15 protein-coding genes and 1 tRNA gene are annotated in these 11,543 nt (G+C 67.1%); 10 read left to right on the forward strand and 6 right to left on the reverse strand.

Annotation, left to right across the window (positions count from 1 at the left end; translation table 11 throughout):
• The 6 genes from ACT3SQ_RS18290 to ACT3SQ_RS18315 form a co-directional block, all read left to right on the forward strand.
• Positions 1-498, forward strand: a 498-nt coding sequence (locus tag ACT3SQ_RS18290) for a site-specific integrase (protein WP_444601545.1), incomplete at its 5' end; no start/stop codon positions are given.
• A gap of 88 nt (positions 499-586) precedes the next feature.
• Positions 587-1,084, forward strand: a complete 498-nt coding sequence (locus ACT3SQ_RS18295) for a hypothetical protein (RefSeq protein WP_444601546.1) — start codon at positions 587-589, stop codon at positions 1,082-1,084.
• Between the two features lie 18 nt (positions 1,085-1,102).
• Positions 1,103-1,552, forward strand: a complete 450-nt coding sequence (locus ACT3SQ_RS18300) for an HD domain-containing protein (protein WP_444601547.1) — start codon at positions 1,103-1,105, stop codon at positions 1,550-1,552.
• Positions 1,553-1,554: 2 nt separating this feature from the next.
• Positions 1,555-2,307, forward strand: a complete 753-nt coding sequence (locus ACT3SQ_RS18305; protein ID WP_444601548.1) for a hypothetical protein — start codon at positions 1,555-1,557, stop codon at positions 2,305-2,307.
• Positions 2,297-2,929 (forward strand): metallophosphoesterase family protein, encoded by a 633-nt coding sequence (locus ACT3SQ_RS18310; protein ID WP_444601549.1) that lies wholly within the window; start codon positions 2,297-2,299, stop codon positions 2,927-2,929. Before ACT3SQ_RS18305 ends, ACT3SQ_RS18310 begins: the two co-directional genes overlap by 11 nt.
• Positions 2,930-2,971: 42 nt before the next feature.
• Positions 2,972-3,853, forward strand: coding sequence for a hypothetical protein (locus tag ACT3SQ_RS18315; RefSeq protein WP_444601550.1), 882 nt, complete (start codon positions 2,972-2,974; stop codon positions 3,851-3,853).
• A gap of 150 nt (positions 3,854-4,003) precedes the next feature.
• On the opposite strand, the gene ACT3SQ_RS18320 is transcribed toward ACT3SQ_RS18315, so the two are convergent.
• Positions 4,004-4,075: transfer RNA gene (locus tag ACT3SQ_RS18320), tRNA-Lys, on the reverse strand.
• A 128-nt stretch (positions 4,076-4,203) separates the two neighbouring features.
• Positions 4,204-5,712, reverse strand: a complete 1,509-nt coding sequence (locus ACT3SQ_RS18325) for an alanine/glycine:cation symporter family protein (protein ID WP_441443079.1) — start codon at positions 5,710-5,712, stop codon at positions 4,204-4,206.
• A gap of 275 nt (positions 5,713-5,987) precedes the next feature.
• Here ACT3SQ_RS18325 and ectA point away from each other — a divergent pair, with 275 nt between their 5' ends.
• The 3 genes from ectA to ACT3SQ_RS18340 all read left to right on the forward strand — a co-directional run bounded on the left by ectA (position 5,988) and on the right by ACT3SQ_RS18340 (position 8,524).
• Positions 5,988-6,605 carry a diaminobutyrate acetyltransferase gene (ectA, locus tag ACT3SQ_RS18330; RefSeq protein ID WP_442331858.1) on the forward strand — a complete coding sequence of 206 codons (618 nt, stop codon included), beginning with the start codon at positions 5,988-5,990 and terminating at the stop codon, positions 6,603-6,605.
• Between the two features lie 93 nt (positions 6,606-6,698).
• Positions 6,699-8,018, forward strand: coding sequence for a diaminobutyrate--2-oxoglutarate transaminase (ectB, locus tag ACT3SQ_RS18335; protein WP_442331857.1), 1,320 nt, complete (start codon positions 6,699-6,701; stop codon positions 8,016-8,018).
• Positions 8,019-8,131: 113 nt separating this feature from the next.
• Complete coding sequence (locus ACT3SQ_RS18340) at positions 8,132-8,524, forward strand: ectoine synthase (protein ID WP_345076709.1); 393 nt, start codon at positions 8,132-8,134, stop codon at positions 8,522-8,524.
• Between the two features lie 108 nt (positions 8,525-8,632).
• Here the strand turns inward: ACT3SQ_RS18340 and ACT3SQ_RS18345 are convergent, their stop codons facing one another.
• Together ACT3SQ_RS18345 and ACT3SQ_RS18350 are read right to left on the reverse strand one after the other, a co-directional pair.
• Positions 8,633-9,001 carry a GRAM domain-containing protein gene (locus ACT3SQ_RS18345; protein WP_441443082.1) on the reverse strand — a complete coding sequence of 123 codons (369 nt, stop codon included), beginning with the start codon at positions 8,999-9,001 and terminating at the stop codon, positions 8,633-8,635.
• Positions 8,998-9,705, reverse strand: coding sequence for a hypothetical protein (locus ACT3SQ_RS18350; protein WP_441443083.1), 708 nt, complete (start codon positions 9,703-9,705; stop codon positions 8,998-9,000). The genes ACT3SQ_RS18345 and ACT3SQ_RS18350 overlap by 4 nt, the downstream gene beginning before the upstream one ends.
• A gap of 97 nt (positions 9,706-9,802) precedes the next feature.
• Here ACT3SQ_RS18350 and ACT3SQ_RS18355 point away from each other — a divergent pair, with 97 nt between their 5' ends.
• Positions 9,803-10,456, forward strand: a complete 654-nt coding sequence (locus ACT3SQ_RS18355) for an IMPACT family protein (protein ID WP_441443084.1) — start codon at positions 9,803-9,805, stop codon at positions 10,454-10,456.
• Positions 10,457-10,529: 73 nt separating this feature from the next.
• On the opposite strand, the gene ACT3SQ_RS18360 is transcribed toward ACT3SQ_RS18355, so the two are convergent.
• Both ACT3SQ_RS18360 and ACT3SQ_RS18365 read right to left on the reverse strand, forming a co-directional pair.
• Positions 10,530-10,853 carry a hypothetical protein gene (locus tag ACT3SQ_RS18360; protein WP_442331856.1) on the reverse strand — a complete coding sequence of 108 codons (324 nt, stop codon included), beginning with the start codon at positions 10,851-10,853 and terminating at the stop codon, positions 10,530-10,532.
• Positions 10,854-11,076: 223 nt separating this feature from the next.
• Positions 11,077-11,361 (reverse strand): GlsB/YeaQ/YmgE family stress response membrane protein, encoded by a 285-nt coding sequence (locus tag ACT3SQ_RS18365; protein WP_441443086.1) that lies wholly within the window; start codon positions 11,359-11,361, stop codon positions 11,077-11,079.
• Positions 11,362-11,543: the final 182 nt, after the last annotated feature.

An 11,543-nucleotide genomic window follows, 5' to 3' on the forward strand; every position in this document is an offset into this window, starting at 1 on the left:
GGTTACCTCCGTGTCGCCCAGTCCCTCCAACGCTCGCGGGGTGAGCTGCGGCTGAAGAGTCCCAAGACGGACACCTCCCGGCGTCGTGTCGTGATCCCCGGCTTCTGCATCGACGCACTTACTCGGCACCGCACCTCCGAGCGAGAGAAGATTGCTTCGCTCGGGCTGCCCGTCGACCCGACGACGCTCGTGTTCACCTCCCAGGCCGGCACCCCGATCGAGCCCCGCAACGTGAACCGTGCGTTCGAGGCGCTGCTGAAGAAGGCCAAGCTCCGTCGGGTCAAACTTCACGACCTTCGCCACACCTGCGCCTCGCTGCTGCTCGCGGAAGGCGTCGCTCCTCGCGTCGTCATGGAGCTGCTGGGGCACTCCGCCATCGCGGTCACGATGAACACCTACTCGCACGTGATCCCGGCCCTCCAGGACGAGTCCGCGAAGCGCATGGACGCGCTCTTCGGTGCCGAGAATACGAATCTACGAGACTCCGAGGTTCGGTAAGTACGAAACTACGAATCCGCAGGTCATCTTGCATTTACGAACGTATCCGCCTAGGTTTCCACACACCGATCCGACGAGGAGAAGCATCATGCGACACCCGCTCGTTCCGTCTCTCCGGGTCCTCGGGGCCATCGCCGTGAGCGACCTGTCCGAGCACTCGTTCTTGGGCAGCAACCCGGAGCGTGAGGACCGTGCAACTCCGCATAGTTCCCGGATTCCGTCCTATGCCACCACCGCGCTTCCGGGGCCGATCCTGTACGTCGACCGGATGCCGAGGCGGCGCCACACTGACGACTGCCAGATCGAGGTGGGCTTCATCGCAGCATGGCGCTCCCTGAACGGCGCATCGCAGGGGGTCTTCTTTCTGAGGATCGACGAAGCTCGGGAGTTCATCCGCCTCGCCCGTCGGGGCATCCACACGCGAGGGTCATTCATCTTCCGCGCCGCGTCCATCACCAAGTTCAACGCTGGCACCGGCACGGACGAGCACTCCCTCGTCGTCGATGCTCAGCTTCACAATGAACGGTCCGACGGCACGCCCGAGTGGAACACCCCCTGGCGCGTCGACCCCATCCCCCGCACATAGAACCTTAGGAGGTTCCCCTTGGATCCCATCGAACGAGCCGAAGCCATCGCGCACCGAGCCCATGCCGGGCAGACCGACAAGTCTGGCCTGGACTACATCGACCATCCCCGTCGCGTCGCGGAGCGCGCAGCGCTCATCGCTCCGGCCGATCTCCGCACCGAATGCATCGCGGCAGCCTGGCTCCATGACGTCGTCGAGGACACCGACGTGACCCTCGAGGGTCTGAGCGAGCAGGGATTCCCTCAGCTCGTCCTCGAAGCGGTGGACCGGCTGACGAAGAAGCCCGACGTCGCACGAACCGACTACTTCGCGGCCATCCGCGCCCATGCAGTGGCTCGAGTCGTGAAGACCGCAGACCTCATCGACAACACCGATCCGGAGCGCGCCGCGCTGCTCGACGGGACGACCAGGAGCCGTCTCGCGGAGAAGTACGCAGAATCCTGGGCGCTACTGCTCGGCGACGCCTGACGATGGTCGATTTCTACCGCGCCTTCCACGACAGTCACCCCGATGAGAACGGCATTATCGTCGCCGACGACGGAGTCTCGGAGTACGCGTACGTGGCCAACACCGGGCTGTGGCACCGGGAGCCGATCGCAGGGCGCATCGTCCTCTTCGGCGACGAGCACTACGACCGCGTCCGCCTCGAGCCCGAGGACGTGTACGAACGCATCGGTCAGTGTCGACCGATCTGGAACCAGGGCTTCGGAGCAAAGGTGCTCCGTGCACGACGCCTCCAGCCCGATGCCGATAAGCGGACCAGCGCCGACCTCGGCCTCGATCCTGCCCGCGTCCCTCCCCTCGCCGACGACGCGTGGCGCCGCCTCCCGCTGGTCGATGACGACCCCTCTCCGGAGCACGTGAGCGTCGCCAACATCTGGGAGCAGGAGTCCGAGGGCCTCGAGTGGTCCGACTGCGGCCATCGCCCGCTCACCGTCGAGCTGCTGATGGCAATCGCCGAAGACGTCGTCGCGGTACCGGTGCCACAGCACCTCAGACACAGCGACGTCGCCGCCATCCTGAAGGAGCTTTGGGGCCTGCGGACGGTCTGCCACTACTTCCGAATGGCTCTCGAAACGGCGGCGCTTCGAGTCAACGTGACCGTTGACGCCAGCTACGAGCTCCCCGTCGCCCTCGTCATCGCCAAGGACTTCAGCGACCGCTGGGACGGCTGCCCGGACAAGGAACGTGCCAAGATGAGGAACGGTCGCGATGGGCACTGATAGCACCCGAACGTTCTTCACCGCCGATACCCACTTCGGCCACCGCCTCATGGCTCTTCAACGCGGGCATGCCCCCGGCGCCGGCTCCCGAGACGACGTCACCCTCGAGCACGTCCACGCTCACGACGAAGACATCGTCGCCTCATGGAACAGCGTGGTGAGCGCTGATGACGTTGTCTGGCACCTCGGCGATCTCACCCTCAAGCACACCGCCGAGATCGCAGACACCCTCCGACGCCTCAACGGGCGCATCCGCCTCGTCCTGGGAAACCACGACCGGGCACACCCCCACTTCCGCGAACGGGCCATCGCCGCTCAGCAAGAGCTGCTGCGCAACGGGATCGAGTACGTCTGCACGGCCGCGCGGGTCACGATTCCGGGAGGCAGCTCAGGCCGGATCCCGGTGATGCTCTCCCACTTCCCCTACAGAACCGACCGCCCAGAAGACCGCCGTTTCAGCGCATGGCAGCTGGAGTCTTCCGGCGATTGGCTCCTCCACGGGCACACGCACTCGCACGCGGCGATGAACGGTGATCTCCCCCGACAGATCCATGTGGGATGGGACGCCTGGCGGAGGCCGGTGAGCGAGGAAGAGATCCTCCGCCGCATCCGCAGCACTTGAGCCTCTTGCTTAAGACCGCTTCGCGTAGGGAATCATTGAGCTATGGACGACGAGTTTGAGAAATACGTGCCTATGACGGCAGCGGGCCGGCACGCGGCGACGCTCCTGGAGATCCCGGACGAGGAAGCCGCGTACAGCGTCTTGAGCACCTGCATGCGATACATCGCCAATCTGGATGAGCACGACCCCCTCGACATAGATGCCGTCGAGAGCACTCGCCTCAAGCGCGTGGATTCAGCACTTCGACCCTATGAGCTGTCAGCTGCCACCAAGAGATCCCTCTCCGCTTCGCACGACCATCTGCACACGCTGATGACACTTTTCACGAAGGGGGAAGCGCAGCACACCTATGCGCCGTTTACCCTCGTCCGAGGGTCCCTTGAGGCTGTCGCGCAAGGACTATACGGCCTCGGAGCGCGCAACACTTCTACGATGATCCAACGCAGCCTCCATCTGGAGTACTCAAATGTAAAGAACTCACACAGCTTCAGGCGCGCGTTCTCTGAGATCAACCCGAACGACAAGCGCCTGGCAAATCTGGAAGCTCGCGCGGAAGCGGCAGGTGTCGTAGTGAAGTCATTGAAGGATCATCTGACTTACAGTCACATCATCCGAACCGTTGACAAAGAGCACGGTGCTGACGGGATTAACACCGCCATTTGGCAGCTCACCAGCGGCATCGCACACAACAAATCCTGGGCAACCGTTGCGTTAACGGACCGCGAGGAGATCGAAGGCACGAGGGACGACATCGGCGCCTCGTTCCGCGTCACCAGCAATACGACCTGGTTGGCCACCTGCGTGCGGACCGCTTGCATCCTTCACGAGATTCTCCGCGTGACGCACGAGCGCCGCTCTCTGGGCATCGGCTACAGGAGAGATGCTCTCCAGGCGGAAGCGCTGATGGTGGTCATGGCCTCCTGAGTGCTCAGCGTGCGAGCTCAAAGTTCGCCACCTCAACAGGTCCCGTACCACTTCGAGCTCCGCCCGCACAGCCGCGTTGCTGTCAAAGCTGCTGTCAACGCCGGTTCGGAGCCCTTCCCCTAAGGGAAACTTTCTCGCCCTGACCAGCAGTGGGCCCGGAGGGGATCGAACCCTCGACCCGCGGATTAAAAGTCCGATGCTCTACCACTGAGCTACAGGCCCGTGCCCGCCGAGCGGGCCAGATCATCTTAGCGGCGCGCGAGCGGTGCCGAGGACGCCGGGGAGGCGGGAGTGGCCCACCTCCCCGGCGTCGGACGGCGCACCACCGGCGCAGCGCACCCCCGGGCGGCTCAGCGAGCGCTGGCCGGCTCCCGCTCCCGCACGTAGTCGCTGACGTCCACATCCTCCCAGACCTCGACGTTCTTGATCTCCGGCAGGTCGGAGGCCAGGAAGATGGGGTCCAGGCCCTGCGCGCGCTGAGCGTTGTAGTGCTTCAGCAGCGTGACCGCCGTGGGCGTGAGGATCGCGATCACCACCAGGTTGATGAGGGCGATGAACACCATGGACACCCCGGCGATGGTCCAGGCGAGGTCCACCGCAATCACGGAGCCGAGGAACACCAGCGCCACCACGGCGACGCCGAAGGCAACATGCCAGCCGCGCTTGGCGGTCAGGAAGTGCATATTCGCCTCGCCGTAGGAGAAGTTCCCCAGCACCGAGGTGAAGGCGAGCAGGAACATGATCACGGCGAGCAGCACCGCGGCCCAGGAGCCGAGGTTGGAGGCCAAGGACTCCTGCACCATCATCAGGCCCTCTCCGCCGACGGAGACGTCGGGGAAGGAGACCAGCACGATGAACCCGGTGATCGAGCAGATCAGCAGGGTGTCGAAGTAGACGCCGAGGGTCTGCACCAGGCCCTGCTTGACCGGGTGGCTCACCGAGGCGGTGGCGGCGACGTTGGGGACCGAGCCCATGCCGGCCTCGTTGGAGAGCATGCCGCGCTGGACGCCGTTGACGATGGCGGCACCGATGCCGCCGCCGATGACGGCCTGCGGGTTGAATGCCTCGGTGACGATCTGGCCCAGCACCCGGGGCAGCTCGCCGAGGTTCATGCCGACGATGATGATGCCGATGATCAGGTAGATCAGAGCCATGATCGGCACCATTCTCTGCGCGACCGAAGCCACCCGGCGCATGCCGCCGAAGATGATCCCGGCGGTGAGCAGCGCGAGCACCACGCCCAGCACGATCGGGAGCCAGGACAGGCCCTCAGGATCGGTGTAGAGCGCGACGGCGCCGGAGACGGCATCGACGATGGTGTTGGCCTGCAGCGAGGTGAAGGCGAAGGCGAAGCAGAAGATGAACAGGATCGCGAAGAACGCACCGAAGCCGCGACTGCCCAGCCCGCGGTGGATGTAGAACGCGGGGCCGCCCTTGTAGGTGTCCGCAGAGCGGGTCTTCCACAGCTGCGCGAGGGTGGACTCGATGAAGCTCGCCGCACCGCCGACGACGCACATGATCCACATCCACAGCAGCGCGCCCGGCCCGCCCAAGAAGATCGCCCCGGCCACGCCGGAGATGTTCCCGGTGCCCACGCGGGCGGCGGCGGAGACCGAGAAGGCCTGGAAGGCGCTGAGGGACTTGGTGCGCTCGGTGCGCTTACGCCCGCTGCCCACCGGCTCGCGCTGCGCCTTCTGGGTGATGGCGCCGAGCATCGCCGGGATCATCCGCAGCTGCACCGCACCGGTGCGGATCGTGAAGTAGAGACCGAGCACCACGACCACGGGCATCCCTGCCCAGGTCCAGAGCCAGCCCTCAGCATTTCCGAGGAACTCGTTCAGTGTTTCGAGGGGGTTCATGGGCACGAGAGTATCGAGGCGGCTCACGCAGGGACCGGACCCGCTCCCTGCTGGATCACCCGGCGAGACAGCGTTGTACCCGCGCGTGTACAGGCACGCGAAGCTGTGTCCCGCATCGCGGTCACGTGACGCACACCACAGCCGCTGTACGCCGGGCACGCGAATCGCCTGCTCAAAGACGGCATCGCCCCAGGTCGCCATGAATAGTCCACAGTTGTCCGACAATCTGATTCCCGGACGCCGGACAGTCACAGTTGCGTCACGACACTCCGAGGATGGCCCCCCGCAACCCCCCGGGGGACTGCACAAGCGTCACCGCTCTCGATACCGTTGACGGCGATATGGGCCCGTTGATGACGCACAGCGCAGACCACCCGTCCACCTCCGAGAAGACGACCGGACCAGGCTCCGACCTGGAATTCCGCCCTCCCACCATGGAGGAGGGCGCCGCCATGTGGCGGATCGCCCGCGACAGCGGCACGCTCGACCTGAACACCTCCTACGCCTACCTGCTGATGGCCCGCGACTTCGCGGCGACCACCCGCCTGGCGGTGCGTGAGGGAGAAGCTGTCGGGTTCGTGCTCGGCTACCTGCGACCTTCAGCGCCGCAGACCCTGTTCATCTGGCAGATCGCCGTGGACGAGTCCCAGCGCGGGCAGCGCCTCGCCGCCCGCCTGCTCGACGCCCTGCTGGCGGACCTCCCGCAGGTCGCCACGCTGGAGACCACCATCACGGCGGACAACGCCGCGTCCCAGCGGCTGTTCGCCTCCTTCGCCGAGCGCCATGGCGCCGAGCACACGATCGAGCCCCTCTTCGAGGAGGCGCACTTCCCGGACCCCGGCCACGGCGCCGAGCTGCTGCATGTGATCAGCGGACTGCACGCCGGGACCTGAACCCGGGCTCCTCCGAACCACCCGTCGGCGCGGGCGCTTCCGTACGCCCTCGCGCCATCCACAGACCAACGAACCACCACCCAGGGAGATGTCATGACCATGACTGCACCGACCGAGACCACCGCGAAGCCCGAGCTGACCGACGAGGTCAGCGCCCCCACCGTCGACCCGACCGAGCTCGAGTCCGGCGTCCGCAGCTACTCGCGCGGCTGGCCCACCGTGTTCACCCACGCCAAGGGCTCCGTGCTCACCAGTGAGGACGGCCGCGAGTACATCGACTTCTTCGCCGGCGCCGGCACCATGAACTACGGGCACAACCACCCCGAGCTCAAGAAGGTCGTCATCGACCACTACCTCGAGGACCGGGTCGTGCATGGCCTGGACATGTTCACCGACGTCCGCCGCGAGTTCCTGCAGACCTTCGACGCGAAGATCCTGAGGCCCCGCGGCCTGGACTACAAGGTCGCCTTCCCCGGCCCCGGCGGCACCAACGCCGTCGAAGCCGCGCTGAAGCTGGCCCGCAAGGTCACCGGGCGCGAGTCCGTCATCAGCTTCACCAACGCCTTCCACGGCATGACCCTCGGCGCCCTGTCCGTCACCGGCAACTCGATGAAGCGCGGCGGCGCCGGGATCCCCCTGGTGCACGCCACCCCGATGCCCTTCGACGACTACTTCGGCCAGGTCGTTCCGGACTTCATGTACCTCGAGAGCCTGCTCTCCGACGACGGCAGCGGCCTGAACAAGCCCGCCGCCGTGATCGTCGAGACCGTCCAGGGCGAGGGCGGCATCAACGCCGCCCGCGCGGACTGGCTGCGCGGCCTCTCCGCGCTGTGCAAGAAGCACGACATCCTGATGATCGTGGACGATATCCAGATGGGCTGTGGCCGCACCGGAGGGTTCTTCAGCTTCGAGGAGGCCGGGATCGAGCCGGACATGGTGACCCTCTCGAAGTCCATCAGCGGCTACGGCCACCCGCTCGCGCTCACGCTGATCAAGCCCGAGCTCGACATCTGGGAGCCCGGCGAGCACAACGGCACCTTCCGCGGCTTCGGCCCCGCCTTCGCGACCGCCACCAAGGCGATCGACCTGTTCTGGAGCGATGACGAGCTCGAGAAGTCCACCATCGCCAAGGGCGCCTACGTGGAGAGCCGCTTCAACCGCATCGCCGCCAAGCACCTCCAGCACGAGCTGATCGTCAAGGGCCGCGGCCTCGCCCGCGGTCTGCAGATGCCCGATGGCGAAATCGCCGGGAAGATCGCCGCCCGCGCCTTCGAGGAGGGCCTGCTGGTGGAAACCTCCGGCCCCTCCGACGAGGTCGTCAAGCTGCTGCCCGCGCTCACCATCCCCGATGAGCTGCTCGCCCGCGGCCTGGACATCATCGAGGCCGCCGTCGACGAGGCGCTCGCCGTCTGAGACCGCTCTTCCGTCGGCCCGCCTGCACCAGAGGGCGGGCCGACGGTCTGCGCCGGGCACCGAACGCCTGCGCAGAACCCCTGACCTGGACCATCCACCGGAAGGACACCCCCATGCTCGTTCGCTCGCTCGCCGAGGTCGAAGGCACCGACGCCGACATCAAGTCCGACACCTGGCGCTCCAAGCGCATCATCCTGGCCAAGGAGGGCGTGGGCTTCTCCGTCCACGAGACCACGCTGTACGAGGGCACCGAGAGCTACTTCTGGTACGCCAACCACATCGAGGCCGTCTTCATCACCCACGGTGAGGGCGAGATCGAGGACCTGGCCACCGGTGAGGTGCACCAGCTCGCACCGGGCACCCTCTACCTGCTCAACGACCACGACAAGCACAAGGTGCGCGTCCGCAAGGAGATCCGCTGCGTGTGCGTGTTCAACCCGCCGGTCACCGGCCGCGAGGTCCACGACGAGAACGGCGTGTACCCGCTGATCACCGAGGACGCCTGAGCACGGCAACGGTTGAGCGCTGAGCCTCAGCGCCCCGCATGACGGAGCCCGGCAGGACCGATGTCCTGCCGGGCTCCGTCATGTCCTGCGTCGTGTCCAGCGGCGGATTCAGCGGGCGGGTGCTCCGCCCCCGCGGGCATGGGTGATCGCGGCGATCCAGGCGGCCCGGCCGGTGACCACGAAGCTGCGCACCGTGCCGTCCCGCAGGGCGATGGCGATCGAGTTCGGCAGCAGCGGAAGCACCCCGAGCAGCTTCGTCCAGGCGGTGCCGACCTCGGCGACCAGTGAGAGCGGCAGCTCTGAGGGGCCGCTGCGCACATTGAACGAGTGAGCGATGAACACCAGGCGCGCGGTGGTCAGGAACAGCTTCCCGCCCGCCGTCTCGGCGCCGCGCTGCATGTTCGCACTCCCGCTGCGCACGAGGGACTCCCCCGCGGCGAGGGGGAACGGGAGGACCGCGGGATCCTCGATGCTCACGCCGTGCGCCGACGCACGATCAGCAGGATCACACCGATCGCCAGCAGCAGGAAGCCGAGTGCCCCGCCGCCGATGCCCAGGAAGATCCCGCCGACTCCGGCCAGGATCCCTCCAACAGAAGCCGGCGGGCCGACCGCGACAGGGGTGCCGCCGCAGTCGATGGTGTATTCGCCGCCCTCTTCCGCAGTGAAGGAGTCGACGGACACCCAGCTCGTCTCGCCGTCCTGGAAGCTGCTGCTCTGCGAGGTGCCTGCACCGACTGCAGGACCGTCCACCATGCAGGTCGGGGTCGGTGTGCCCTCCTCGACGTAGATCTGGAACGTCTCGTCGGCCTCGGCGATGACTGTGCCGCTGCCGCTGTCGAACTCCTCGAGCTCGCTGATGTCACCGATGGCGCCGCCGATGCCTACCACCGCCAGGATCACGCCGATGATCACGCTGAGGGCGAGGATCACGGAGCCGAGGATGATCAGGACCTTCGGCGCCTTGGACGGCTTCTTCACGGGTGCGCCGGGGCCGCCCTGGGGCGCGGAGTAGCCGGCGCCGGATCCTGCATAGCCGCCGTCGGGCGCGGAGTAGCCGCCCTGGGGGCCGGTGCTCTGGCGCCCGGGCTCGCCCGGGGAGGGCATGCCGCCCTGCGCGGGGATGCCGTGCTGGGGGGACAGCGGGCGGGACGATGGCTGCTCAGAGGGAGGCTGGGTCACGGGGAGCTCCTGACGTTCTCGAGGGCGACGGGGCCAGGCTACCGTCCGCCTACCGCCCGCCCGCAAGGCCGCTCCCCTGCGGCCTAGACTCGCCTTCATGCCCGATCCCTTCGTCCTCGCCGCCGATGTCGAGACCGAGCTGGTCGAGAAGCGCTCCCGGTTCCTCACCCGGCTGCATCGTGTCCAGGAGGTCGAGCAGGCCGATGTTCTGCTGCGCGCGGCCCGGACGCAGCACCCCGATGCCCGCCATCACTGCACCGCGCTGGTGCTGGGCGAGACCGCGGAGCGGGCGGAGATGCACCGCTCGAACGACGATGGCGAACCGTCCGGGACCGCGGGGATGCCGATGCTGCAGTCCCTGCTGCATGCGCGCCTGGTGGACACCTTCGCGATCGTGATCCGCTACTTCGGCGGGGTGAAGCTCGGTGCGGGAGGGCTGGTGCGCGCCTACACCGCCGGGGTCGAGCTGGCGGTCACGGCGGCGACCCTGCTGCGCCGCACCGAGCTGGTGATCGCGCAGATCGAGGTGCCCCCGGCGGAGGTCGGCATCGCCGAGAACTCGGTGCGCCTCTGGGCCGCCGCCCGTGGCGCTGCGGTCGTGCCGACGCAGTACTCCGCCCGCAGCGCGCTGCTGACGGTGCTGGTCGCGCCCGAGAACTTCGACGAGCTCGCGGCGGACACCGCCCGCTGGTCCTCAGGGCGCCGCACCGTCGAGGACGCAGGGCGGCGCACGGCCGACGTCCCGCTCTGAGCGCCCGGGGCTTCGAGCACCGCGAGCTCCGAGCGCTGGCGGCTCCGCGCACCGGGGGCTCTGCGCTTCGTGCTCAGATGTCGTCCTCCGCCGGAGGCCCGCCCTCGTTCTCCCAGTTCTCCAGCCGCTTCACGGTGCGCGGATTGAACTTCTGACGCACGCCATGGCCGAAGCCGGCGTGCTCATCCGCCGGCAGCAGTTCGATGCCGAACTCCTCGAGCGCGACGTGGAGCCGCTGCTCCTGCTCCGGTGTGAGGACGCGGAGCCCGCGCTCCAGGCCACGCAGGTGCTCGACCTCCAGGCCCGACTGCTCGGAGACGTCGAGGAGGGAGACCTGGGCGAGGGCCCGCGCAGCCCGGGCCAGATCCGCGGTGATCAGGGGCGCTGTATTGGTCATGACTCCAGACTGGCTCATTGCGCAGGAAAGCACCAGGGCACAGCCGGGCAGGACCAGACGGGAGCCGGCCGGGGCGGGGCGGGGAGAGCAGGCGGGAGCGGGATAGTGCGCACGAGAGCGTGCAGGCCGGGGCATGACAACGGCGCCGCCCCGGAAGATCCGGGACGGCGCCGTCGAGGGTGCGGCGCCCTTAGGCGCACGCGTCAATCAGTCAATCAGAAGCTCAGGCGCGGTTCTTCGTCGCGAGGCTGTAGATGAACATGACGATCAGGGCGCCGATGACGGCGAGCAGGATCGTCCAGAGGCTCCACGGGTTCTCCATGATGCCGCTGATGCCCGAGCCACCGAGGAGACCGCCGATGAAACCGCCGACGATCGCGCCGATGACGCCGAGGACGATGGTCGTCCCGAGTCCCATGGACTGCTTGCCGGGCATGAGGGCCCGAGCGATGAGACCGATGAGCGCGCCGATGATGATCCAGGAGATGATGAGTCCGATGAGGCCCATTGTCGAATGTCCTATCTACGAGGGGAAGAGAAGGGTACAGCCACACCATTCTGGTCGTTTCCCCTCGCCTCTTCGCGCAGGACTGTGAACACGCTGGTCACAGAGGCGACCGAGTGGTCCATAAACCGTTATTGAAACTTGGGTCACCTTGTGTGCGGGAACTTCGGGGAGCCCCGATTACC

This window comes from Brachybacterium sp. AOP42-C2-15, assembly GCF_052377065.1.
Classification (GTDB): domain Bacteria; phylum Actinomycetota; class Actinomycetes; order Actinomycetales; family Dermabacteraceae; genus Brachybacterium.